Consider the following 25536-nt stretch of genomic DNA (forward strand, 5'->3'; position numbering starts at 1 on the left):
GTCAGGGACCTCTTGCGCAGGTAGGTTACCCACGAGTAACTTAGCGTAGGGTAGTGTTCCGATCTGAGCTAGATATCTCACACGGACGTACGGCTGAGCTCGTGCGGCCCCACCACACACGTGTCCCCAGAAGGAGGTCGACGAAGACCGATGCCGAACATCGTCGTACTCATCAAGCAGGTCCCCGACACCTGGTCCGAGCGCAAGCTGACCGATGGTGACTACACCCTCGATCGCGAGGCCGCCGACGCGGTGCTCGACGAGATCAACGAGCGCGCCGTCGAGGAAGCGCTGCTGATCAAGGAGGCTCAGGGCGGTGAGGTCACCGTGCTGGCCGCCGGTCCCGACCGCGCCAACGAGGCCATCCGCAAGGCGCTGTCCATGGGCGCCGACAAGGCCATCCACATCAACGACCCGGCGATCCACGGCTCCGACGCCGTGCAGACCGCCTACGTGCTGGCCGCCGCGCTCGGCCAGGTCGAGGGTGTCGAGCTGGTCATCGCCGGTAACGAGGCCACCGACGGCCGCGCCGGTGCCGTGCCCGCGATCATCGCGGAGTACATCGGCATCCCGCAGCTGACGCACCTGCGCAAGCTCACCGTCGACGGCGACAAGATCACCGGCGAGCGGGAGACCGACGAGGGTGTCTTCAAGCTCGAGGCGTCGCTGCCCGCGATCGTCTCGGTCACCGAGAAGATCAACGAGCCTCGCTTCCCCTCCTTCAAGGGCATCATGGCCGCGAAGAAGAAGGAAGTTCTGGTCTTCACCCTGGCCGACCTGGGCGTCGACCCGGAGACCGTCGGTGTCGCCAACGCGGGCACCAAGGTCACCAGCGCCACCCCGAAGCCGGCTCGCACCGCGGGCGAGAAGATCGCGGACGAGGGCGAGGGCGGCAACCAGATCGCGTCCTACCTCATCGGTCAGAAGATCATCTGATCCGGCGCCGTCCGAGACTTCTAAGGAGAAAGAACTAATGGCTGAAGTACTTGTGCTCATCGAGCACGCCGACGGTGCCGTGAAGAAGGTCAGCACCGAACTGCTCACCGCCGCCCGTGCGCTGGGCGAGCCCAGCGCCGTCGTGACCGGCCCCGCCGGTACCGCCGACAAGCTGGCCGCCGCGCTGGCCGCCGGTGGCGCCGAGAAGATCTATGTCGCCGAGTCCGACGACATCGAGGGCTTCCTGGTCACCCCGAAGGTCGACGTCCTGGCCGGCCTGGTCGATTCCGCCGCGCCCGCCGCCGTGCTGGTCGCCGCTTCCGCCGAGGGCAAGGAGGTGTCGGGCCGCCTCGCCGCGCGCATCGGCTCCGGTCTGCTCGTCGACGTCATCGGCGTCAAGGCCGACGGCACTGCCGTGCACTCCATCTTCGGTGGCGCGTTCACCGTGGAGGCCAAGGCCACCGGCGACGTGCCGGTGATCTCGATCCGTCCGGGCGCCATCGAGTCCGCTCCGCAGGCCGGCGCGGGCGAGCAGGTCGTCGTCGAGGTTCCGGCGCAGGAAGACGGCGTCGTGAAGGTCATCTCGCGTGACCCGATCGTCGGTGGCGACCGCCCCGATCTCGCCGAGGCGAGCATCGTGGTCTCCGGTGGCCGCGGTGTCGGTTCCGCCGACAACTTCTCGGTCGTCGAGGCGCTGGCCGACTCGCTGGGTGCCGCTGTCGGCGCCTCGCGTGCCGCTGTCGACTCGGGCTACTACCCGGGCCAGTTCCAGGTGGGCCAGACCGGCAAGACGGTCTCCCCCCAGCTCTACATCGCACTCGGCATCTCCGGCGCCATCCAGCACCGCGCCGGCATGCAGACCTCGAAGACCATCGTCGCTGTCAACAAGGACGAGGAAGCACCCATCTTCGAGATCGCCGACTACGGCATCGTGGGCGACCTGTTCAACGTCTCCCCGCAGCTGACCGAAGCGGTCAAGTCCCACAAGGGCTGATCGCCACCCGGTCGATTCGACCCCGGCCCGCGAAACCTGTTCCTGCGCCAGCGCAGCCCGGTTTCGCGGGCCGTTGCCGTTTGCCGATCCGATCGTCAGGCGTGGCACCGTACTTCGGTGAACGTCGTCGACGGCCGGTAGCGTGCATGGTGTGTTGGAATCGGGGGCGGGCTTCGCTGGATATCGGTTGGAACGGGTGCTCGGGAAAGGGGGGATGGGGACGGTCTATCTGGCCGAGCATCCTCGGTTGCCGCGCAGTGTCGCGCTGAAATTGTTGAATCGGGAGTTCTCTGCCGATCAGGAATTGCAGCGGCGGTTCGAGCGGGAGGCTGATGTTGTTGCGCAGCTGGATCATCCGAGCATCGTGGGGGTGTACGACCGTGGCCGCGACGACGGGTATCTGTGGATCGCGATGCAGTTCATTCGCGGAACCGATGCCGCCACGTGGGATTCGCGTGCGCACGAGTCCGGGGTCACCGCACGCCTGATCGGTGAGACGGCGTCGGCGCTCGACTACGCCAACCAGCACGGAGTGCTGCACCGCGACGTCAAGCCGGGCAATATCCTGATCGCCGATGCCGAGCACGGCCGCGAAATCCGTGCGGTACTCACCGATTTCGGGATCGCCCGGGTCGCCACCGCCAATACCCAGCTCACGGCCACCGGTACCTTCACCGCCACCCTCGCCTATGCCTCACCCGAACAACTTTCGGGCGAGATCGTCGACCACCGCAGCGACCAGTACTCGCTGGCCTGCACCCTGTTCGCGATGTACGCCGGGCATCCGCCCTACACCGCGACCAACCCCGGCCAGGTGGTAGCGGGACACCTGTCGCACCCGGTGCCGCGCCTCACCACGGTCCGAACCGATCTGCCGCCCGCGGTCGACGGCGTCATCGCCCGCGCGATGGCCAAGCGGCGCGACGAGCGGTTCGGCAGCGCAACGGAATTCACCGATGCGATCCGGGATGCCATCGAGGGTAGGCATGTCGGCGCGCCGACCGTGCGTCAGCCGTGGACCGACCCCGCGCGCCAGGTCCCAGGATCCGGTGAACACGCGCAGCGACCGTGGACCGATCCCGCCCAGCAGTGGCACGGCTCCGGTGGACATCCGCAGCAGCCCGCTCTCCCGGCGCATGGTCACGGTGTACGGCAACACAGTCCGCAGGCGCAGGGCTCCGGTGGGCACCTGCAACCGGGCTGGGGTCGTGCGGAATACGGTGCGCCGGTGGGCGATCCGCGGATGTACCCGATGGCGGGCAATCAGTGGTACCAGGCGCCCGTCGGCGGCCCGGAGCCGTCGAAAGCCACCGCGTTCTTCGTCGGCATCGTGACGCTGCTCTTCAGTCTGTCGATCGCCGCCTTCCTGGTCTACGGCATCACCGAGACACTTCAGGAGATCGACGAGGGCAAGGATCCGAGCGGATCCTTCATGGCGATCGCGATTCTCACGGTCGTCGTCGCGTTCACCGGCATTGGCGCCGTCCTGCTGCTCTGCGCACGCACCGCCGGTCGTGTCATGTCGATCATCTCGGCGGTGCTCGTCGGGCTCTTCGCCCTCTTCGGGGTCATCGGGTCTGCAATTGGCGAAGTCTATGCCGCGACCGCGGCCGCCGCCGCGGTGTTCGTCCTCGCGGCGGCGTTGGTCGGTTTCGCTGCGTCATCGTCGACCGGGCGCTGGATCCGGTATCGCAAGGCGGTGCGCGAAAGTCGGTGGCGATGAGGGGAAGCGACATGCGCGGTGGTCAGTAGGGTGGGTTGATGTCGTTGGGGCGTCTGCCGGTGGTGTTGCCGTCCTCGGTCGAGGACACGGTTCGCGCTGTGTTCGGGGCTGCCGGGGCACGATGGATCGATGAGTTGCCCGATGTCGTGGCGGGGCTGGCGACTCGGTGGGGGCTGACGGAGTTCTCCGCGCCGTTCGGTGGCGGAACGCATGCCTATGTCGCGTCCGCGCGGCGCGAGGACGGCGCGTGGGCGGTGCTGAAGGTGCCGATGGTCGACGAGGAGAACCTCGCCGAGGCCACCGCCCTGCACAGCTATGACGGCGACGGTGCGGTCCGGCTGCTCGATTTCGATCCGGACAGCGGTGCGCTCCTGCTCGAATGGGCGCGTCCGGGAACGGAATTGCTCACGCAGCCGGGGTTCCCCAGCCTGGAGGGTCGACCGGCGAACGCCGACAAGGTGGCGTTCGCCTGTGGGCTGTATCGCCGACTGCGACGACCCCCGACCGCGACTCCTGTCGGCTTCCCGGAACTACCAGAGGTCACCGACATCGTGGTAGGTCTCCGCGCACGCCTGGCCGATCCGGAACCCGCACTGGCCGAACACATCTCGCCGCTGCTCGGAGAGCGGGTTGCGCACTGGTGTGCCGAATTGAGTGAGCCGACCGGCGAACTGCTGATCGTCAACCGCGACACCCACCTCGGCAATATCGTTGCCGCCGAACGCGAACCGTGGCTCCTGATCGATCCGAAACCCTGTCTCGGCGAAGCCGCCTTCGACGCGGGCTTCCTGATCATGATCCAGGTGCAGTCCACGCCGACCCCCGAGCACGCGGGCGCCGTTGTCGCCACGACCGCGCGGCACCTCGATGTGCCGGTCGACCGCGCGGGCGGCTGGGCCTTCCTGCGCGCGATCGAGGAGATCGTCTGGTCGGTCGAGGACGGCGACGACGAAACTCTGCCACTGCACCTGGCGGTCGCGACGGCGCTGGCCGACGATCCATGGCGATCCGGCGTCCCGACCTGAACGGCCGGGCCACACGCGGGGTCGCTCACGGTCGGTGCAGAGCGTCCAGCAGGGTCTGCACGATCGGATTCTCCCTGGCCTCCTCGCGCAGGACAGCCGACACCGGGATGCGCAGGCGGTGGTCGGTGAGGTCGAGGGTGAGCAAACCCTTCGTCGGGCCCTCGTAGAGGATCGTCCAGGATTCGGGACGGTTGAGCAGTTCCATCGTGGCCGTGTGGTCGGGCGGGATCGGCGGGCCGAAGGTGGGGCCGGTCGGCAGGTCGGCGAAGGCCGAGCGGATCAGTGTGTGCAACAACACCTGTTCCTGCTCGGGCGGGAGCAGCAGGGGATAGGGGCTCAGATCGGCGAGGGTGACCGCGCCGCGTCCGGCCAGCGGATGACTGCTCGAGATGGCGATCACCAGGTCCTCGACCCACAGCTGCTCCACCGCGAGACCGGGCTGGTCGACGCTGCCGCGGATCAGCGCCAGATCGCAGTCACCGTCGGACACCGCCGTGATCCGCTGACGGAACGGTTTGATCACGTACTCGATCTCGGCGTCGGGGTGCGCGGCCCGCGCGGTGGCGATCGCCGACAGCGACGGCGCGGCGAAAGACATGTTCGCGGCGAGGCGAATGCGCGGGCCGGTGGTGCGCACGGCGGCCCGGATCGCCGATTCCAGACTCAGCATCTGCTTGGCCAGCGGCAGCAGCCGCAGGGTCGCGTCGGTGGGGACGACGGCGCGGGTGGTGCGCTCGAACAGTTGCGCGCCGAGGTCACGTTCCAGTCTCGCGATCTGATGGCTGATCGCGGACTGGGAGATGAAGCAGCGGTTGGCCGCGCGGCTGAAACTGAGCTCCTCGCAGACGGCCACGAAGTAGGCCAACTGTCGAAGTTCCACCAGGTACCTCCCATTGATTAGTTATGCAGATAAGAGTCATCTCTATTATGCGCCCAGGCAGTGGAAACATCTTCGTTCCGCATCGCGTTTACTCATAGGAAAGGATTTATTACCGATCTGGAACGCGATCTTGGAGCGAGTGATCATGGAACACACAGATGTCGTCATCGTCGGCTCGGGCTTCGGAGGCCTGGCCGCAGCCAAGCAACTGGCCAAGTCACGAGTCGGTGTCGTGCTGATCTCGAGCACGCCCGAGCACCTGTTCCAGCCGCTGCTCTATCAGGTGGCGACCGGTGTGCTCGCACCCGAGGAGATCGCGCCGCCGATCAAGAACGTACTGCGCCGCCACCCCGAGATCGACGTCCGCCTCGGCAAGGTCACGGGCATCGACGCCGACAACGCGGTCCTCACCTACGAGACCGCCGACGGCCCCCGGCAGATCGCCTACGCCTCGATGATCGCCGCCACCGGCGCCAGCCAGAGCTACTTCGGCCGCGACGACTTCGCCGAGAAGACTTACTCGCTCAAGACCATCGACGACGCTCAGCGCCTGCGCGACCAGATCGCCCACGTGTTCGCCCTGGCCGAGAACGCCGACGAGGTGACCAGGCACCGGCTGCTCAGCTTCGTGGTGGTCGGCGCGGGCGCGACCGGCGTAGAGGTGGCCGGCCAGATCAAGGAACTCGCGAAAAGGCACTTCCACCAGCAGGTCTCGGTAACCCTGGTCGAGGGCGCCGATGCGGTGCTGCCGCCCTTCGGCGGAGGGCTCTCGGAATACGCGAAGCGCTCGCTCACCGACAGCGGCGTCGAGGTGCTGCTCGGCACCTTCGTCACCGATATCGACGAGGGCAAGGTGACAGTCAAGGACAAGGAGGGCATGGAGCGCCGGATCGCCGCCGAGACCGTGGTGTGGTCGGCGGGCGTGCAGGTCGGCGGCTTCGCGACCCTGCTGGCCGAGGCCACCGGCGCCGAGACCGACCGCGCGGGCCGCCTCCTGATCAACCCCGACCTGACCGTCGGCGGCCACGCCGACATCTACGCCATCGGTGACATGACCTCGCTCAACGGCTACCCCGGCCAGTCGCCGGTCGCCATGCAGGAGGGTCGCCACGCCGCCGACATCATCCGTCGCAAGAAGGACGCGGGCACGCCCTTCGTCTACTGGGACAAGGGCAGCATGGCCGTGATCAGCCGCTTCAGCGCGGTGGTGAAGCTCAACGAGCGCGTCACGTTCAAGGGCACCATCGCCTGGGCGATGTGGCTGGCCGTGCATCTGATGTACCTGGTCGGCTTCCGCAACCGCTTCGCGGCGGTGGCGGGCTGGCTGGTCGCGTTCATCGGAACAGCGCGCCCGGGCTTCGACGAGATCGAGCGCGCGGAGGTCGATCGTACGAAGGTCGAGCCCGTGAAGGCTGCGCCGGCGAAGGCCGATCGCACGGATGACGCCGCCGAGGTGACCGACAAGGAGCGGGTGCACGTCTGACCCGGCCCACGAAACAGCCCGCCGAGGAATCGGCGGGCTGTTGTCGTCGCGCGACCCTCGAAATACCCGATCGCGCACCGGGTCCAGCGCCGAAATCGGGCGTGTTCGGCTAGAAACCCGCAGGTGGGCGAACGATGGGCAGCGGGTCGGTAAACGCCCGGTGTGACCCCCATCTCGTTCACCGAACGGGCATCGGCACGACACTGAGGTGTCGCTCCGATGCCAGCTCGGGCTGGCTTCATCAGCAGTATGACAATTTCGTCCGTGTTGACCGCCCCGGCGCCGGACTCCGGGGTGGGGAAATCTCGGTACTCCTTGGTCGTCGCGTCTGATGCCGAGCACCGGGAAGCCGCGCAGCGACTGCGCTACCAGGTGTTCGCCTCCGAACCAGGTTTCCAGATGCCGGAGAACAGCACCGGCCTCGATGCCGACAGGTTCGACGAGCACTGTGACCACCTGCTGGTTCGGGACGAGTTCTCCGAACAGTTCGTCGGCTGCTACCGCATGCTGCCGCCGGACAAGGTCGACGCGGCGGGCGGGTACTACACCGCCACCGAGTTCGATCTGACCCAGCTCGATCCCACGGGCAACCGGATCGTGGAGATGGGCCGGGCCTGTGTGGTGCCCGATCACCGCAACGGCTCGGTGCTCACCCTCATGTGGGCGGGCATCCTGCACTACATCCAGCTCACCGGCTACGACTGGGTGATGGGCTGCGTGTCGGTGCCGATGCAGGATTCGCCCACCGATCCGGCCGGGGTGAACGTGCGCGGCGTGCGCGACCAGCTGCTCGGCCGCCACGCCTGCGACCCCGAGCGTCGCGTGCACCCGTACAACCCGGTGATCGTCGACGGACTCTCGCTCGACCAGATGATCCCGCCGAGTCGTCCCAAGATGCCGCCGCTGTTGCGCGGCTACTTACGCCTCGGCGCCGAGATCTGCGGCGAACCGGCACACGATCCCGATTTCGCCGTCGCCGACTTCGTCGCGCTGCTCGGCATGGAAACCATCAACACCCGGTATCTGGAGCGGCTGCAGAGCGCGGCCGCCAATTTCGACGGGAAGTAAAACCATGGTGTTCGACGCGCCGCCCGCAACGCACTCTCATTCGTGGATGCCGTCGAGCCCCTGTGGTTCCGGCTGCATCGAGCCGATCGACGAGGTCGGCACCGCCAGGATGTTCGCCCGCCTGGCCGGAATCGCCGGGCTGGTGCTCAGCTTCCCGGTGTTGACCGTGGCCACCCCGAAGTCGCGCCGCGAGCAGGTGCAGCGTCGCTACGCCAGGGCGGCGCTGGGTTGCCTCGGGATGCGGCTGCGCATCATCGACAACCGCGCGCCCGAGCAGAGCGCGTCGGCGGAGGGCTTCGCCGATACCGGCACCGCGGTGATGATCGTGGCCGGGCACATCGGCTGGGCGGATGTGGTGGCGCTGGCCGCGGTCCAGCCAGTCAGCTTCGTCGCCCGTGCCGACATGGTCGAATGGCCGCTGCTGGGCAAGCTGGCGAAGCTCACCCGCGTCATCCCGATCGAGCGGGCACGTCTGCGTGAGCTGCCCGGCGTGGTCGCGCAGGTGGCCGATCGGCTGGCCTCCGGTAACCGGATCGTGGTGTTCCCCGAGGGCACGACGTGGTGTGGCCGGGCTTACGGCTCGATGCGGCCCGCCATGTTCCAGGCCGCCGTCGACACCGCCACCCCGGTCCAGCCGGTGCGTTTGCGCTACCTGGACAGCGACGGAATGCCCTGCACCGTACCGGGTTTCGTGGGCAGCGATACCTTCGCCGATTCCGCGAAGCGAGTACTGCGCAGCAAGGGCATGGTCGTCGAGATCGTGCTCGAGCCGCTCGAACATCCCGGAGTCGACCGCCGGGACCTGGCCCGGCGCTGCGAGACGGCGGTGCGCGGCACCGACCGTTCCCGCCACGGCGTGGCCGATACCCAGTGGATCGAAGCGGGCAACACCCGCGTGCAGGACCCCTCGATGGCGGAGCAGGAGCAGATTCGCCGACCGGTAAGGGCTACTGCCTGGTAACCATTTCCGTTCGCATTCATCGACTGCCGGAGGCCGTGTGCGCGGTCTCCGGTTTTGTCGTGTGTGGCGGGCGAATCGTCACAGATAGCCAGGTCCATGGTGAGGCGGCGCCTCGGCGGAATGTGAAAATCTCGCGTCCGCCCGAATGTCCTTCGCCCTGCGTATGACCTGCGTATGAGCTGTGTAACAAACTGTTCAGTCGGCTATACCCAGCGATTTGTGAGTTGAAACGACCAAATTGCCACGACATCAAAATTGATGAGATATTTGCGGTACCGTCACGCAGGATTTTTCCGATACCCCCGTGTAGCCGAAAATCCAGGCGACGTGAGAGATGTGCGATCGCATGCTTGATCCATGGTGAAGGGAAGCGTTTCCGGTGACTGAGCAAGCTCCTGGCGTCCGCCGACGAGCCACGCGCCGGGTTCGCCGTGCGCCGGTGTCGTCCACGCTGCCGCGGCTGCTGCTGGCCGCCGTCGAGCGAGCCCCGGAAGCGCCCGCGCTGCGGTTCGACGGGCAGACCCTCACCTACACCGAACTCGACCAGTGGTCCTCGCGCCTGGCCAGGGTGCTGATCGCGCGCGGCCTCGGGCCCGGCGACCGCTTCGTCCTCGCGCTGACCCGCTCGATCGAGTCCGTGGTCGCGGTGTGGGCGGCGGCCAAGACCGGGGCCACCTTCGTGCCGGTCGATCCGCGCTACCCGGCCGAACGAGTCGCCCACATGCTCACTGATTCCGGTGCCGGGTTCGGGCTGGCGAAGGCGGCGGACGCGGCACGTCTCGACGCGGGAATCCAGTGGCTCTCCATCGATTCCGACGAGTTCCGCGCCGAGTCGGCCGCGATGTCGGACCAACCAGTGAGTGCGGGCGAACGCCTGCGCAGGCTCTCCCCGGACGATCTCGCCTACATCATCTACACCTCCGGCTCGACCGGCGTCCCCAAGGGCGTCGCGGTCACCCACACCGGCCTGGCCGGGCTGTGCGCCGAGCAGGTCCGCCGCTTCGGTATCACCGGCGACTCGCGCACCCTGCACTTCGCCTCGCCCAGCTTCGACGCCAGCATGTTGGAGATGCTCCTGGCGATCGGGGCGAGCGCGACGATGGTGATCGCACCGCCCGATGTCTACGGCGGCGACGAACTGACCGAACTACTGCGCGCCGAACGCGTGACCCATGCCTTCATCACCCCCGCGGCCCTGGCCGGGCTCGACGCGGCGGTGCTGCCGGAACTGACCGCGCTCGCCGTCGGCGGCGAGGCGTATCCGCCCGAGTTGATCGCACAGTGGGCACCGGGCCGCGCGTTCTTCAATGTGTACGGCCCGACCGAGACCACCATCGTCTGCGCGATGAGCGATCGACTGACCGCCGACGACGTGATCACCATGGGCGACACGATCCCGGGAATGACGGCACTGGTCCTCGACGGCCGCTTGCGTCCGGTTCCGGACCGTGTGCCCGGTGAGCTCTACCTCGCGGGCGAAGGTCTGGCCCGCGGCTATCACGACCGGGCCGGGCTCACCGCGAGCCGGTTCGTGGCCGACCCGCTCGGTCGCGGCAGGCTCTATCGCACCGGTGACCTGGTGCAATGGGTTCCGGTGCCCGGCGGGGTCGGCCTGAAATTCCTCGGTCGCACCGACGCACAGGTGAAACTGCGAGGCTTTCGCATCGAACTCGGCGAGATCGACGCGCTGTTCGCCGCCGACGACACGGTGCGCTTCTGCGCCACCCTCATCAGAACGCTGCCCAGCGGGGAGAGCGCGCTCGTCTCCTATCTCGTCGCGGCCGCGGGCGCCACCATCGACACGGCGGCGCTGACCAGGCTGGCCGAGCAGCACCTGCCCCAGCACGCGGTGCCCGCCGCGATCGTGGTGCTCGACGAGGTGCCGCTGACGCCGGTCGGCAAACTCGATCACCGGGCACTGCCCGCGCCGGAACTCGTCGCGCGCGAGTTCGTCGCGCCACGCGGCGCCACCGAACTCACGGTGGCGGAAGTCTTCGCCGAGCTGCTCGGCGCGGACCCGATCGGGCGCGGCGACGATTTCTTCGCCCTCGGTGGCAATTCACTGCTCGCCACCCAGCTGGCCGGTCGCCTCGGTGCCGCGGTCGGTGTGCGAGTCCCGGCCCGCACCGTTTTCGAACACGGCACGGTGGCCGAGCTGGCGACCGCGCTCGACGCGCTGGTCGGTGACGCGTCGGTACGCGTGCCGCTGACCCGGCGTGACCGCGGAGCGCACGTCCCGCTGTCGCTCGCCCAGCAGCGCATGTGGTTCCTGGCGCGACTGGATCCCGAATCCAGCGCCTACAACATCCCGGTCGCGCTTCGCCTGTCCGGCCGACTCGACACCGCCGCGCTCACCGCCGCGCTCGACGACGTGCTCGAACGGCACGAGGTGCTGCGCACGGTGTACCCCGAGCACGAGGGCGCCGGCTTCCAGCAGGTGCTGCCCCTGGCCCAGGCCGGTCTCGACGTGGTGGTCGACCCGATCGCGGAATCCGACCTGCCGAGCGAACTGGCCCGGCTGACCTTCGGCGGGTTCGATGTGTGCCGTCGAGTTCCCGTGCGCGCGGCCGTGTTCCAGCTCTCCGCGACCGACCACGTGCTGGCCGTCGTGGTGCACCACATCGCCACCGACGGCTTCTCGCTCGGCCCGCTGACGCGCGACCTGATGACCGCCTATGCCGCCCGTGCCGGCGGCGTCGCGCCGGGCTGGGAGCCGTTGCCCGTGCAGTACGCCGACTACACGCTCTGGCAGCAGGAAATGCTCGGCGCGGCAGACGATTCCAGCTCACTGCTGGCCGCGCAGCTCGGGTTCTGGCGCACCGCGCTCGCCGGTGCCCCCGCTCTGCTCGAGCTGCCCACCGACCGCCCGCGTCCACCGGTCGCGGGCACCCGCGGTGCCGCACAGGACTTCGCTGTTTCCGCGCAGGTGCATACCGCACTGGAAACCCTTGCGCGCGAACACAACGCCTCGTTGTTCATGGTGGTGCGTGCCGCGCTGTCGGTGCTGCTGGCGCGGGTCGCCGGGACCGATGACGTCACCGTCGGCGCTCCTGTCGCGGGCCGTGGTGAACCCGAGCTCGACGATCTCGTCGGCATGTTCGTCAACACCGTCGTCCTGCGCACCCGCATCGACGCCGCCGAATCCTTCGCGGCCCTGCTCGATCGGGTCCGCGATATCGACTTGGCCGCCTTCGCCCACGCCGATGTGCCCTTCGAACGGCTGGTTGCCGAACTGGATCCGCCGCGCACCCAGGCCCACCACCCGCTGTACCAGGTGGCGCTGTCGTTCCAGAACTTCGGCGCCACCCGCCTCGAGCTGCCCGAGTTGACGGTGTCGGCGGTCGATCTGGGCGAGGAAGCCGCGCCGGTGGACCTGCAGCTCACCGTCGTTCCGCTCGAGGACAGCGACGGGCCCGCCGGTCTGCGCTGCTCCTGGCGCTACGCCACCGACCTGTTCGACGCCTCGACCATGGAGACGCTCGGCACCCGCCTGGCCGGGCTGCTCGCCGCGGCCGTCGCCGCTCCGCACCGGCCCGTCGGCGACCTGCCGCTGCTGACGGCGGACGAGCTGACCGAGCCCTCGGGCGAACTCCGCCCCGTCGCGGACTCGACGTTGCTCGACGAATTCCGGGCCCGTGCACAGCATCGTCCGGACGCGCCCGCGGTCACCTTCGGCGAGGTCACGCTGAGCTACGGCGAGCTGGCCCGTCGCGTCAACCGACTGGCCCGGCTGCTCGTCGCCGACGGCGTGGGTCCCGGAAGCACTGTGGGCGTGGCGATTCGGCCGTCGATCGAGCTCGTCGTGGCCATGTACGCGGTCTTCGCGGCCGGTGGCGCCTACGTGCCGCTCGATCCCGATTCACCCGCCGAACGTCGCGCCGATATCCTCGCCGCCGCGCAGCCGGTGTGCCTGCTGACCACCACCGCCGACGCGATCGAAGCCGACGGCCTGCCGGTCGTGTCGGTGGACCGGGTCGCGCTGTCGGCCTTCTCCGACACCTGGCTGACCGATGCCGACCGCCTGCGCCCGCTGCGCACCCTCGACCTGGCGTATGTGATCTTCACGTCCGGCTCGACGGGCAAGCCCAAGGGCGTCGGCGTACCGCATTCGGCGATCGTCAACCAGGCCGCGTTCATGGTCGGCGAGTACGGCGTGGGGGAGTCCGATACTGTCCTGCAGTCGATTCCGTTCACCTTCGACGCCTCGATGATCGGTTTCGCCACCCCGTTGCGCGCGGGCGCGCACATGATCGTGGCCGCTTCGCACGGGCTCACCGATCCGGCCTATCTGGCCGAACTCATTGCCCGCCACCGCGTCACCGGCACCACCATCGTGCCCTCGGTGCTCCAGATGCTCCTGGATTCCGCGCCGACCGGCGCCCTGCGATCGGTGCGCGCGGTATGGGTCGGCGGTGAAGCACTGCCGAACGCCACCATCGAACGCTTCACCACTGTCACCGCGGGCCGACTGCACAACCTGTACGGTCCCACCGAGGCCACCGTGTCGATCACCGGCGCCGACGTGACCGAGGTAGGCGACGGCATCGTTCCGATCGGCGTGCCGCACTGGAACTCTCGCGCCTACGTTCTCGACGCGCGGCTGCGGCCGGTGCCCGTCGGCACGCCCGGCGAGCTGTATCTGGCCGGTGCGCAACTGGCCCGCGGCTACCTCGGCAGCCCCGACAAGACGATGGAACGATTCGTCGCCGACCCGTACGGTCCTGTCGGCGAACGCATGTACCGCACCGGCGATCTGGTGCGCAGGCTGCCGTCCGGTGACCTGACCTACCTGGGCCGCACCGACGTTCAGCTCAAATTGCACGGCCTGCGCATCGAACCCGGTGAGATCGAGGCGGCGCTGCGCACGCATCCGGCGGTCGCGGGTGCGGCGGTCGCGGTGCACCACGAGCAGCTGGTCGGCTACGTGACGCCCCTCGGTGCCGCGGTGGACACCGCCGAGGTGCTGGCCACCATCCGAACCCTGTTGCCCCCGTACATGATTCCGCACCGCCTGCTGGTGCTCGACGAGTTCCCGCTCGGTGCCACCGGCAAGCTCGACCGCAAGGCGCTGCCCGCGCCCACCGTGGAGATCCGCGAATACCAGGCGCCTGCCACCGCCGACGAACAGATCGTCGCGACGGCGATCGCTGAGGTTCTCGACCTCGAACGGGTCGGCCGCGACGACGACTTCTTCGTGCTCGGCGGCACCTCCCTCGCGGCGATCCGGGTGCGCGCCACCCTCGCCGAGCAACTGGGCATCGAGGTGCCGCTGCGCCTGCTGTTCAGCTATCCGCTGGTCAGCGACCTGGCACTGGCCCTGCGCGACGAGTCCTCGGCCTCGGCCGCCGGGCCGGATCCGGCCGTAGACGCGATCCTCGACCCGTCGATCGACCTCACCGGCTGCGCACCACAGCGCATCGGCGCACCGGCCACGCTGCTGCTCACCGGCGCCACCGGATTCCTCGGCAGCTTCCTGCTGCGCGAACTCCTGGAGCAGACCTCCGCGACCATCCACTGCCTGGTCCGCGCCACCGATGACGCGGGCGCGGTGGATCGCATCGTCTCGACCGCCGCGAAGTACCGCATCGACCTGACGCCCTACGTCGACCGAATCGTCGGCGTACCCGGCGATCTCGCGCAACCGAACCTCGGCATGGACCCGCTGCGTTTCGCCGAACTCGCCGCGAGGGCCGACGCGATCTATCACAACGGCGCGCTGGTGAACCACCTCGAACCGTATGCGCGGATGCGGGCGGCCAATGTCGGCGGCACCACCGAGGTGTTGCGCCTGGCCACCACCACCCGGGTCAAGCCGATCCACTATGTGTCGACCCTGTCGGTGCTGGCGGGGGTCCCGCAGGCCAACGGTGTGCCCGCCGGTCTGCCCGGTTACGCGATGACCAAGTGGGTCGCCGAGCAGCTCGTGCACACCGCGATCGAGCGTGGCGTTCCCATCGCCGTCTACCGCCCCGGCTTGATCACCGGTGACTCCCGCACGGGCGTGGCCCCCGCCGAAGACGCCTGGTGGACGATGTTGCGGTCCATGCTGGTGCTCGGGGTGGCTGTCGATGTGCGCGCGATCGCCATCGAGATGGCCCCGGTCGACCATGTCGCGGCGGGGATCGTCCGCCGATCCCGCCAGGCGGCGGCCATCGGCAATATCTTCCGGGCCGCTGGCGCGCAGGTGCCGCTGCAGGTCGTCTACGAGGAAATCCGCAGCCGCGGTTACCGTTTCGACTTCATCGACCCGATGGAATTCGGCCTGCAGCTCTCCACTGCCGCCGAACGCCCCGACGCGGACCCCATCCTGGCTCGGGCCTCCGCGCTGAGCGGCAACTACGCGGCCGCTCTCGCCAAGGCGAACCCGGTGGCGGTGCTGAGTGAGGTGGAATCGGCCCCGGTCGAGCCCTTCCGCGGCCTGCCGATCGAGTTCCCCGCGGTCGACGCCGAGGTCATCGCCCGCTACTTCGACCACTACATCGACATCGGCTTCTTCCCCGCGCCCGATGCCGAGAACCTGGCGCGGGCCTGAATCCAGGACCACTGCTGTGGCGGAGGCGTCCCGCAGGAGCACGAGCTCCTGCGGGACAGCGGATCACTTCGCGTAGTCGTAGAACCCACGCCCGGTCTTGCGGCCCAGTCGGCCCGCGTCCACCATCCGGCGCAGCAGTGCCGGCGGCGCGTAGTGCGGCTCGGCGAACTCCGCGTACAGCGACTCCGACGCCGCGAGGGCGATGTCGAGGCCGACGGTGTCGAGCAGCGTCAGCGGGCCCATCGGGTAGCCACAGCCGCCCTTCATCGCCGCGTCGATGTCCTCGGCGGTGGCGTAGCCCGACTCGAGCATCCGAATCGCGGAACAGAGGTAGGGGATGAGCAGCGCGTTGACGATGAACCCGGAGCGGTCACCGGCCTGCACGGCCATCTTGCCGAGGGTGTTCTTCACGTAGTCGGTGACGGCCGCGGCCGCTTCCGGCGCGGTCACCAGGGTCGAGATGATCTCGACCAGCGGCATCACCGGCACGGGGTTGAAGAAGTGCACACCGACGACCCGCTCGGGCCGCTCGGTCGCGCCCGCCACCTTGATCACGGGGATCGAGGAGGTGTTGGTGGCCAGGATGCCCTCGGGCTTGACGATCTTGTCCAGCTTGCCGAAGATCTCGTACTTGAGCGCCTCGATCTCCGGCGCCGCCTCGATCACCAGGTCGCGATCGGCGAACTCGTTCATGTCCAGGGTCACGCGCACCCGCGCGAGCACGGCGTCGGCCTCGTCCTGGGTGATCTTGCCCTTGGCGACGCCGCGGGCGATCGAGGTGGCGATCCGGTTCTGCGCCGCCTCGGCGAACTCCGGCTTCGTCTCGAGCACGAGCACCGAGCTGCCCGCCTTGGCGCACACCTCCGCGATACCCGCACCCATCGTGCCGCCGCCGATTACACCGATCAACTCCATTGCCGAACTCCCAACATCGCATTGCCCTGGTTGTCCCGGGGATTATTTCACCCGGGCTGGCACTCAGTGCCACAGGCTGCCGGAACGTGAGCTATCGCACGGGCCGGACATGCCCCTGAACAGGGAATTCGTCAGGCACGATTCACTTACTCACCGGGTACACCGCGTCGACTTCGACTTCGACCAGCCATCCCGCCACCGGCAGACTCGCTACTTCCAGGGCGAAGCGGCTCGGCCGTGCCGCGTTGCGGACCAGGGGCGCGGCCGGTGCCGCGGTGCCGAGGGGGACCAGCTCGGTGTCGCCGGTGGTGAGATTCGTATTGGCGAAGAACTGCCGGTAGGCGCGGTTCCAGCCGGCGTAGTCGGCGCGGTCGGTGCCGGGGGCGTTGTCGAGGAACACGCGCATGCTGATCACGTTGTCCAGGGTCAGGCCCTGGGCTTCGAGGTTCTCCCGGATTCTGGCCAGCACCGACATGCCCTGTGCTTCGGTGACGGTGACACCGGCGGGCAGCTTCGCGTCGGCGAACTGCTGGGTGTCGATGAAGGATTCGGGGCTGCCGGTGGGGGCGGCTTTGTTGGTGGCGGTGGGGCCCAGGCCGCTGGTCTTGTAGACGGCGGCGTCGGCGGCGATCGTCACGCCCTGGGCGATCATCGGATTCGCCTGTCCCACTTCGAGAACCGACGTACTCGGCGCACCGGTCGGCTTCGACTCGACCGGATCGGCTGAACAGGAAGTCAGGGCGAGCGCCGCGAGGGTTGTCACGGCCAGGGTGATCGTCGTTTTCATGGTCGATACTCCTTGTCGGGGTGAGAGATTCAGGCGGCGACGCGGGCATGCAGCGCGGTCACCACATCGCGGGCGGAGGTGAAGGCGCCGTGCTGCCAGGCGATCGCATTGGACAGGTGGTCGCCGGCGAAGTAGATGCGCTCCACGGGGGCGAGGAGTTTCGTGTACTCGGCGGTGGCCTCGCCGCCGTGGGAACCGCTGCCCGACCAGCCGACCCACGCGCCCTCGGAGTACTTGGTTCGTCGCCAGCTGCCGGAGAACGACGAGGCGATGTCGCTGCGGTACCTGTCGCCGTGGATCGCCGCGCCTTCGTCGACGGCTTTCGCCAAACGTTGCCGGTGCGTGAGTGATTCGAACCCTTGATGGCGTTTGCCGGTGTTGTAGTAGCCGACCACCACGCCACGGTCGCCGTTGTAGTGGTCGTACGGGAACATGATCTGTGCGATGTCTTTGTCGGTGTTGCTGGAGCCGCCGTAGATCCGGTCGTCGAGCTCCCACCAGCGGCGCGAGTATTCGATGCCGAGCTTGCCGGAGGACACCGGGATCGCGGCCTTCAGCGCGGTGAGTACGTCGGCGGGCAGGTTGTTGGCGAGGCGACCGACGAGATTGGGCGGCAGCGTGCAGATGCAGTAGTCGGCATCGAGGGACATGTTCGTGCCGTCCTGGGTGTATTCGATCCGCACACCGTCGGGGGTGTTCTTCATCGCCGACACCTCGGCGCCGAAATGGATGCGCTCCTTGCCGATTTCGCGCTGGAAGGCGGCGTAGATGCGGTCCATGCCGCCGACCGGAGTCATCATCATCATGGCCTGGTCGTAGCCGAATTCGAAGCTGAAATTGCGGCCGAGGCCGCTGCGGATCGTGTCCGACAAGGGAAACGGCGCCGGCTGTTCGCCGAAGTTCAGGCCCGCACCGGGCTCGGAGGTGTAGCCGCGCCGGGTCGAGCCGAGATAGCGGCCGTCACTGGAGAGGTCACCGAAATCGCGCAGGAACGAGGACAGCGCCTCTTTGTCGGCGCCGGAGAGTACATCGTCGAGTGCGCCACGCGACGCTGCCTTTTGCAGCAGCTCGGACATGTAGCCGTACATATCTGCCTTGGCCGCGCGGTATTGCACCGACTGACCGGAGATCGAGGTGTCGCTCCGGTAATTCACGAGGGTGTTGGCGTTCTGATTGCCGAACGGCTGGATCTCGACACCGAGTTCGCGACAGTAGTCGAGGGTGATGTGGCTCTGCGGGATTCGCGTGGCGCCCAGGTTGAAGTAATGCCCTTCGGCGAAGGTGCAACTCTGGGTTTCGCCGTTGAGATCGGTTTCGGTGGTGCCGTTGCGCACCGACCACACCCGCCCGCCCGCGCGCTTCCTGGCTTCGAGCACGGTCACGTCGTAGCCGGCTTTGCCCAGTTCGTAGGCCGCGCACAACCCCGAGGGCCCGCCGCCGAGGATCGCCACCTTCGCGCCACCGTCGGCCTTGCCGATGAGGTCGCCCATGGCGGGCGAGCGGAACGACACCTGCGCCGTCGCGGGCGCGAGGCCGAGGGTCGACATCGCGCCGTAGGCGAGACCGGCACCACCGGTGATGCCGAGACTCTGCATGAATGATCTTCTGGTGACTGCCATGGGAAGCTCCGTCCGCCGCGATATCCGTTCTGCGACAGCGTCCGTCGAGGGTGGGTCGGTGCCGCTACGCCGTGGAAAACGTTCACCGATCGGTGAGTGAGATCGCCGTCGGCACTTTCTCGCTCGGTGTCCATCGCTTGACTCGCGCCCGCAATACCCCCGAAACCAGCTCTGGTTAACCTCGCCCGCACCGGCAACTGGGAGGTGTGTGGTGACGGCATTGGCCGACGCGGTCGCGCGGTCGTTCGCGGCGGGGGAGCCCGAGCGACCTGCGGTGTCGCCGTTGCGCGCGCTCGGGCGCAGGCAACTGTCCGGGGTGGCGCTGCTCGGTCAGTCGGTGGCCACCACCGCGCCCGCCGCGTCGATGGTGCTGTTGCCGGTCACCATGCTCACCCACGACACGCTGCTGCCCGGGGTGGTGACCATCATCGTGGCCACTCTGGTCGTCACCCTGATCGCGTTCTGCGTCGCACAGTTCACCCGGCGGCTGTCCGCGGCGGGCGGCCTGTATACGTTCGTCAGCCATGGCGCGGGACCGCGTGCGGCGCTGACGTGTGGTGTCGGAATGCTCGTGAAGTATCTGGGCAGTGCGTCTTTGACGATGTATCACGGGTCGCAGACCGCGCTCGCGTTGGCGGCGCAACTGGGAATCACGCTGCGCGGCTGGCAGATCGGGGCGGTCTACCTCGGCATCGCGGTGCTGGTCGGGGCGGTGCTCGTGCGCGGCGTGCGGTTCGCCGCGATCGCGATTCTGGCGGTCGAGGCGTGTTCGCTGGCCTTCATCATCGGCCTCATGCTGGTATCGGGGCCCGCCGTCGCGATCACGCCGACCGCACCGAATGTTCCCGCGGTGCTGGCGATCGCGATGTCGGCGCTTTTCGCGCTCGCGGGCTTCGAGAGCGCCACCTTCTTCGCACCGGAGACGCGACGTCCGCTGGTCACCGTTACCCGCACCGTGCTGCTCACCCCGGTCCTGTGCGGGGCACTGTTCATCTTCGCGTCGTGGGCGGCCTGGTCCGGGCATGCGGGAGCGGTGGTCAACGCGTATCTGCACGGGACGGCCAGTGGGTCGAGTCTGCTCGTGGTGATCCTGCTCGACGCGGGGCTGACGTGCTCGTGGCTCGGATCGTCGATGGCTTCGTCCAACGCGGCGTCGCGACTGGTGTATTCGATGAGTGTGGAGGGTGTGCTGCCGCGGCTGCTGAGCCGGGTCGGTCCGCGGTTGCGGACCCCGCACGTGGCATTGGTGCTGATCATCGGCATAGTCGCGACGGCCGGTTCGGGTTTCGTCGCGCTCGACGGTGTGCCGGCCGAGGCCAAGACTGTTATGCGCACGGCGCTCGCTCTGTCCTACATCCTGGTCGCGGTGGGGGCTGTGCTGTTCCTCGGCCGTATCCGAGAGCTGAGCCGGGTCGACCTCGTCGCCGGGTGGGTCGGCAGTGGGGTGCTCGCTTCGGTGCTGCTCTGTCTGACGGTGTCGGATGCGAGCGACGGTGTGCTGGTCGTGCCCGCGACGGTGCTCGCGGTGCTGGTGGTCGGTGCCGCCTGGTATCGATATCTCCGGGACACCGATCCCCGAACCCTCACGGGCATGGGTGTTTTCGACAGTCCCGAATCCGCTGACGTGCTGCCCGGTGCCGGGGTGTTCGCCGTCAACGCCCGCGGCGCGATGGCCCTGGTGGGGGCGGACCGCGGCGAACAGTGACAACGACGACCCGCCGCGACGGCCCGACCGGGCACGAGCCGAGGGCTGTCCAGAAGGCATTGGCCCTGCTCGAAGCGGTGGCGCAACTCGGCTCGGGCGCCACCGCGAAAGACATCGCCGCGCAGACCGGCATCGCCCCCGCGACCGCGTACCGCCTCCTGAATCTCCTTGTCGCCGACGGCTATCTGGTGCGGATCGAGGACCTGTCCGGCTTCGCCCTCGGCCGCCGTACCCGCGAACTCGCCGGGGCGGCCGCGCCGGAGCCTGCCTCTGGCAATCCCCGCATCCTCGGCGAACTACGCGCCCAGCTGCGCTTCGGCATCCATCTCGCCTCCTTCGACTGCGGCCGGATCAGGATGATCGACAAGGACCCCGACCACGAGCTGAGCGGGGAGAAGGTGCTGGTCAACTATCCGCACGCCTCCGCGATCGGCAAGATACTGATGGTGCGGCACCCTGAATTCGCTGCCGAGGCAACCCTGCGCAAGGTCACCACCTTCACCATCACCGAAGCTGCCGACCTCGCCGCCGAGCTTCGCCGAGTCGCCGCGAACGCCGTCGCTGTCGAGGTGAACGAATGCCGCCTCGGCCGCAGCGCTGTCGCCGTTCCGATCCGCACCGCCGACGGCACCATCACCGGCGCCCTGGCCGCGATCGGCAAGACCGGCCGTCTGCCCGTGCACGACCGCGACCTCATCGACCTGCTCACGTCCTCCGCCGACCAGCTGACGCTGTGACAGCGGCGCTATTTCTCGCTGTCCGGCTGTGGTCGAACGGTGAGGATCTGCTCGGCGCGCCCGACTGGGCCGCGGATGTCGTGCAAGACGGTGCTCGTGATGCCTTGGCCGGTGTGGCCGAAGGTGACAGTGGTGTCGAGGCCCGTCCACCCCGCCTCGGGTTGCCGGTAAAGGTGAACGGTCAGATCCAGGTTGGGGAACATCCATTTGGTGGGTTCTTGGCGGACCGCGATGCCGTTGGCCGTGTCGACCAGGGCTACATACGACGCCAGGGCGCTTGCCTTTTCGCCCGCGACCAGATCGAGAGGTGTGGACAGCCACGCCGTGGTGCGTCCGGGCTGGGGGATACCGACCGGCCGAGTCTCCAGTGAAGCGACATACCCGCCGGGCCACACGGAACCGAGCGGCCACGGCGACAGCGATTCCGGCGCGGGGAGTCGGTCCGGCTCTCCGCCCGCGACGGCGCAGGTGTCCTCGGCCGTCATCAGCCAGGCGCGCGCCGACACAGTGACACGGCCCGCGATGGTGACTGTCGCCTCGACGAGTTCGATCGTTCGACCCGGACGGATGGTTTCCACGTGAATATCGAACTGCTCGAACGTGTTTCGGCCGAGAATGTCGAAGCTCAAGCGGCTGATCAGTAGCTCGGCTCGTCCTTCGTCGGCTCGCGCTCGTTCGATCTCGTGGACCAGTAGCCCGCCGAGCGGGCTGAAGTGCTGCTCATCGACAGCCCAGGCCCCTCTGGCGTGAACCGTCGGCACGAAGCTGTGCGCACCGACCCGTTCGAAATAACTGGGTCGCGGTTGCGCCGTATACGTCACCGGGTTGCGCCTTTCGATCAATTCTCGTTCTCGCCACCGATATGACCACACGGTCATATCGGTGACTCGACTGTAAGCTGGGGCGGTGCGTCAGGCAACCGGCTCGGGGACCAAAGGGGTGCCGCGTCAGGAACGGGAGCGACGAATACTGGCCGCTGCCACGCTCCGTTTCGGCACCGACGGATATCGGCGAACGTCGTTGGAGGCTGTCGCCGCGGAGACCGACATTTCCAAGGCGTTGATCCTGAGCTTGTTCGGCAGCAAGGACGCCCTGCATCTGCGGTGCGTGCAAGAGGCGGGCGAGGTGCTGGTCACCGCGATCACCGGAGTGCTCGCCACCAGTCCGGCCGAATACATGGCTTCCGACACCCTCCGGTGCATCTTCGAATCACTGCGTGACCGGCGATACGACTGGGAACTGCTCCACGACACGACGGTGCTGGAGACCACGGCCGGCGGGCGGGCAGCGCTGACCTATCGCGCGTCGATCCGCGCACTCGCGATGGACGGAACCTTCGCGTTGCTCGGTCCTCGGGGCCCGGTGGATCCGACCGACCGCGAGATCCTCGCCGACGTGTGGCTGGGGATCCTGTCGGCACTGGTGAGCTGGTACCAACGCCATATCGATGAGGTGAGCATCCCCGAGATGCTGGTGCGGTGCACCACGGTCGCGACAACCGTCGGTGATGTCGCGTCGATCGCGGGCCGGCGATCCGGTGGGAGCGCCGACCCCGACGAGCGTGCAGCGGTTTCGGTTATCTGACCGGCGTCAACTCCGGCTCCGCGGATTCTGGTTGTCCGCGTCCGAGGATCGAGTGCCTGCGACCGTACGCGAAGTAGACGATGACACCGAGTGCCATCCAGATCACGAAGCGCAGCCAGGTCTCGATCGAGAGGTTGACCATCAGCCACAGGCAGGCCAGGGCGCCCAGGATGGGAACCACCGGTACGAACGGGACGCGGAATCCGCGCGGCAGATCCGGACGGGTCCGGCGCAGCACCAGCACCCCGATCGACACCAGCACGAAGGCGACCAGCGTGCCGACATTGACCATTTCCTCCAGCGTGCCGAACTCGACGAAGCCGGCCAGCAGCGCGCACACCACACCGACGAGCACGGTCAGCCGAACCGGCGTGCCCTTCTTGCCGGTCTTGGCCAGACCTCGGGGCAGCAGACCGTCACGGGCCATGGCGAACAACACCCGGGTCTGGCCGAGGAACATCACCATCACCACGGTCGACAGCCCGGCCAGCGCGCCGATGGCGATGATGTTCTTCACCCAGGTCGCGCCCTGGATGGCGAAGGCGGTGGCGAGCGTGGCGTTGCCGTCGGCGAGTTCGGTGTAGGACACCATGCCGGTGAGGACCACCGAGACCGCGATGTAGAGCACCGTCACGATCGCCAGCGACGCCAGGATGCCGCGCGGGATGTCGCGCTGCGGATTGCGCGTTTCCTCGGCGGTGGTGGCCACTACGTCGAAGCCGATGAAGGCGAAGAACACCAGGCTGGCCGCGGCGAGCAGTCCGTACCAGCCGTAGCTGGTGCCACCGGATCCGGTGAGGAAGGCGAACAGCGACTGGTGCATCCCCTCGGCCTTCTCCGACGGTTGCGCGGGCGGGATGTAGGGCGTCAGGTTCGACGGCTTGAAATAGGTCGCGCCGACGACCAGCACCAGCGCGATCACACCCAGTTTGATCGCGACGGCGACGGCCGATACCCGCGACGACAACTTGGTCCCGGTCGCCAGCAGCACGCCGACCACCGCGATGATCAGCACCGCGCCCCAGTCGAAGGTCACCGATCCGAGATGGATCACCGGCGCCGAGGACCCGAGCACTTCGCCGAGGTATTGCGACCAGCCCTTGGCGACCACCGACACCGCGATCGCGAACTCCAGGATCAGATCCCAGCCGATGATCCAGGCGATCACCTCACCGAAGGTGGCGTAGGCGAAGGTGTACGCGCTGCCCGCCACCGGCACGGTCGAGGCGAACTCCGCGTAGCACAGGGCCGTGAGCCCGCAGGCGATCGCGGCGAAGACGAAGGCCAGCGAGACCGCGGGTCCCGCCACCGTGCCCGCGGTGCGCGCGGTGAGGGTGAAGATGCCCGCGCCGATCACCACCGCGACACCGAAGATCGTCAGGTCCTTGGCCGTCAGATCCTTACGCAGCTTGGCATCCGGATCGTCGGTGTCGCGGATCGACTGTTCGACGGACTTGGTGCGGAACAGTCCGCTCTTCGACATCATCGCAGCGACCTCGGAATGGCATCGAGACGGCGCTCGGCGAAGCGGTTGGCGGCGGCGCCGGTCCCGATGCCCTCGGTGACGGCGGCGGCGATGATCTCGCGGCAGCGCGGGTAGATGTCGGCGACCTCGGCTTCTACCTCGGCGGGCGAGGCGGCGCGCAGTTCACCGGCCACCTGGATGAGGCCACCGGCGTTGGCGACGAAATCGGGCACCCAGACGATGCCGCGCTCGGTGAGCGCCCGCTCGACTTCGGGGGTCGCGAGTTGGTTGTTGGCCGCGCCGCAGATCAGCTTCGCCTCGATCGTCGCGGCGCCGGCCGCGGTGAGGGTGGCGCCCATGGCGCACGGTGCGTACACGTCGACCGGTGCGGTGGACACCGCCGACAGCAGCCGCACGGCAGGCAGTTCGTCGGTGATGCGCGCCAGCGCCGCCTCGTTCACATCGGTCACGCAGACCTCGGCGCCGTCGGCGAGCAGCAGGGCGGTGAGCTCGCGGCCGACCTTGCCGACGCCCTCGACGCCGACCGTGCGACCGGCCAGTGTGGGTGCACCCCAGACGAATTCGGCACCGGATCGCATCGCGTGGAACACGCCGAGCGCGGTCAGTCGGGCGCTGTCACCGCTGCCGCCCGCGCCGACGCTGCGGCCGGTGACATGGCGGGTGTGCCTGCCGATGACGTCGAGATCGTCGGTGCCGGTGCCCACGTCACCGGCGGTGATGTAGCGCCCACCGAGGGTTTCGACGAAGCGTCCGTAGGCGGCGAGCAGGTCCTCGTTCTTCATGGTGGCCGGGTCGCCGATGATCACCGCTTTGCCGCCACCGAGATCCACCCCCGCCGCCGCTGCCTTGTAGGTCATGCCCCACGACAGTCGCAGGACGTCCTGCAACGCGGCGGATTCGTCGGCGTAGGGGTAGAAGCGGGTACCGCCGAGGGCGGGGCCGAGCGCGGTCGAGTGGATGGCGATGATCGCCTTCAGCCCGGACCTGTCGTCCTCGCAGAACACGACCTGCTCGTGGGCGCGGGCACTGAGCTCGTGCGATCGGCCGAAGACTCCTGCCTCGGTGTGCGCAACGGTCACTGTCGATTTCCTTTCTTGTTAC

Annotated in this window: 18 protein-coding genes; 11 read left to right on the plus strand and 7 right to left on the minus strand. The window is 68.2% G+C overall.

Annotated elements, in window-relative coordinates; genetic code table 11:
• The first annotated feature begins 150 nt into the window (after window positions 1-150).
• The 4 genes from NS1_RS11505 to NS1_RS11520 all read left to right on the plus strand — a co-directional run bounded on the left by NS1_RS11505 (window position 151) and on the right by NS1_RS11520 (window position 4678).
• Window positions 151-936, plus strand: a complete 786-nt coding sequence (locus tag NS1_RS11505) for an electron transfer flavoprotein subunit beta/FixA family protein (RefSeq protein ID WP_056812244.1) — start codon at window positions 151-153, stop codon at window positions 934-936.
• Window positions 937-973: 37 nt separating this feature from the next.
• Window positions 974-1930 (plus strand): electron transfer flavoprotein subunit alpha/FixB family protein, encoded by a 957-nt coding sequence (locus NS1_RS11510; RefSeq protein WP_062984012.1) that lies wholly within the window; start codon window positions 974-976, stop codon window positions 1928-1930.
• 151 nt (window positions 1931-2081) lie between these two features.
• Window positions 2082-3653 carry a serine/threonine-protein kinase gene (locus NS1_RS11515; RefSeq protein WP_084503652.1) on the plus strand — a complete coding sequence of 524 codons (1572 nt, stop codon included), beginning with the start codon at window positions 2082-2084 and terminating at the stop codon, window positions 3651-3653.
• Window positions 3654-3691: 38 nt separating this feature from the next.
• The gene (locus NS1_RS11520) at window positions 3692-4678 is read left to right on the plus strand and encodes an aminoglycoside phosphotransferase family protein (RefSeq protein WP_255284494.1); all 987 of its coding nucleotides are present in this window, start codon (window positions 3692-3694) and stop codon (window positions 4676-4678) included.
• Window positions 4679-4703: 25 nt separating this feature from the next.
• On the opposite strand, the gene NS1_RS11525 is transcribed toward NS1_RS11520, so the two are convergent.
• The gene (locus NS1_RS11525; RefSeq protein ID WP_062984016.1) at window positions 4704-5558 is read right to left on the minus strand and encodes a LysR family transcriptional regulator; all 855 of its coding nucleotides are present in this window, start codon (window positions 5556-5558) and stop codon (window positions 4704-4706) included.
• Between the two features lie 145 nt (window positions 5559-5703).
• Between NS1_RS11525 and NS1_RS11530 the strand changes: the two genes are divergently transcribed.
• The 4 genes from NS1_RS11530 to NS1_RS11545 all read left to right on the plus strand — a co-directional run bounded on the left by NS1_RS11530 (window position 5704) and on the right by NS1_RS11545 (window position 15602).
• A complete protein-coding gene (locus NS1_RS11530; RefSeq protein ID WP_084503662.1) occupies window positions 5704-7041 on the plus strand; it encodes an NAD(P)/FAD-dependent oxidoreductase in 1338 nt (445 codons plus the stop codon).
• 249 nt (window positions 7042-7290) lie between these two features.
• Window positions 7291-8109 carry a GNAT family N-acetyltransferase gene (locus NS1_RS11535; RefSeq protein ID WP_056812233.1) on the plus strand — a complete coding sequence of 273 codons (819 nt, stop codon included), beginning with the start codon at window positions 7291-7293 and terminating at the stop codon, window positions 8107-8109.
• Window positions 8110-8155: 46 nt separating this feature from the next.
• A complete protein-coding gene (locus tag NS1_RS11540) occupies window positions 8156-9070 on the plus strand; it encodes a lysophospholipid acyltransferase family protein (protein WP_255284495.1) in 915 nt (304 codons plus the stop codon).
• A 379-nt stretch (window positions 9071-9449) separates the two neighbouring features.
• On the plus strand, window positions 9450-15602 hold the full coding sequence (locus NS1_RS11545; protein WP_084503653.1) for a non-ribosomal peptide synthetase: 6153 nt from the start codon (window positions 9450-9452) through the stop codon (window positions 15600-15602).
• A gap of 63 nt (window positions 15603-15665) precedes the next feature.
• Here the strand turns inward: NS1_RS11545 and NS1_RS11550 are convergent, their stop codons facing one another.
• The 3 genes from NS1_RS11550 to NS1_RS11560 form a co-directional block, all read right to left on the minus strand.
• Window positions 15666-16517, minus strand: coding sequence for a 3-hydroxybutyryl-CoA dehydrogenase (locus NS1_RS11550; protein WP_062984022.1), 852 nt, complete (start codon window positions 16515-16517; stop codon window positions 15666-15668).
• A 142-nt stretch (window positions 16518-16659) separates the two neighbouring features.
• Window positions 16660-17304, minus strand: a complete 645-nt coding sequence (locus NS1_RS11555; protein WP_062984024.1) for a Rid family hydrolase — start codon at window positions 17302-17304, stop codon at window positions 16660-16662.
• Window positions 17305-17333: 29 nt separating this feature from the next.
• Entirely contained in the window at window positions 17334-18899 is a 1566-nt protein-coding gene (locus NS1_RS11560) for a flavin monoamine oxidase family protein (RefSeq protein ID WP_062984026.1), read from the minus strand.
• Window positions 18900-19134: 235 nt separating this feature from the next.
• Between NS1_RS11560 and NS1_RS11565 the strand changes: the two genes are divergently transcribed.
• A complete protein-coding gene (locus tag NS1_RS11565; RefSeq protein WP_062984028.1) occupies window positions 19135-20628 on the plus strand; it encodes an APC family permease in 1494 nt (497 codons plus the stop codon).
• The gene (locus tag NS1_RS11570) at window positions 20625-21365 is read left to right on the plus strand and encodes an IclR family transcriptional regulator (protein WP_062984030.1); all 741 of its coding nucleotides are present in this window, start codon (window positions 20625-20627) and stop codon (window positions 21363-21365) included. The genes NS1_RS11565 and NS1_RS11570 overlap by 4 nt, the downstream gene beginning before the upstream one ends.
• 8 nt (window positions 21366-21373) lie before the next feature.
• Here the strand turns inward: NS1_RS11570 and NS1_RS11575 are convergent, their stop codons facing one another.
• A complete protein-coding gene (locus tag NS1_RS11575; protein WP_062984032.1) occupies window positions 21374-22186 on the minus strand; it encodes a thioesterase family protein in 813 nt (270 codons plus the stop codon).
• A gap of 85 nt (window positions 22187-22271) precedes the next feature.
• On the opposite strand from NS1_RS11575, the gene NS1_RS11580 reads away from it, so the two are divergent.
• Entirely contained in the window at window positions 22272-22949 is a 678-nt protein-coding gene (locus tag NS1_RS11580; RefSeq protein ID WP_062984033.1) for a TetR/AcrR family transcriptional regulator, read from the plus strand.
• Here NS1_RS11580 and NS1_RS11585 read toward each other — a convergent pair.
• Both NS1_RS11585 and NS1_RS11590 read right to left on the minus strand, forming a co-directional pair.
• Complete coding sequence (locus NS1_RS11585) at window positions 22942-24435, minus strand: APC family permease (protein ID WP_062984035.1); 1494 nt, start codon at window positions 24433-24435, stop codon at window positions 22942-22944. The genes NS1_RS11580 and NS1_RS11585 overlap by 8 nt on opposite strands.
• The gene (locus NS1_RS11590) at window positions 24432-25514 is read right to left on the minus strand and encodes a Glu/Leu/Phe/Val dehydrogenase dimerization domain-containing protein (protein ID WP_062984037.1); all 1083 of its coding nucleotides are present in this window, start codon (window positions 25512-25514) and stop codon (window positions 24432-24434) included. The genes NS1_RS11585 and NS1_RS11590 overlap by 4 nt, the downstream gene beginning before the upstream one ends.
• Between the last annotated feature and the right edge of the window lie 22 nt (window positions 25515-25536).

This window comes from Nocardia salmonicida NBRC 13393 (assembly GCF_001613085.1).
Taxonomy (GTDB): Bacteria; Actinomycetota; Actinomycetes; order Mycobacteriales; family Mycobacteriaceae; genus Nocardia; species Nocardia salmonicida.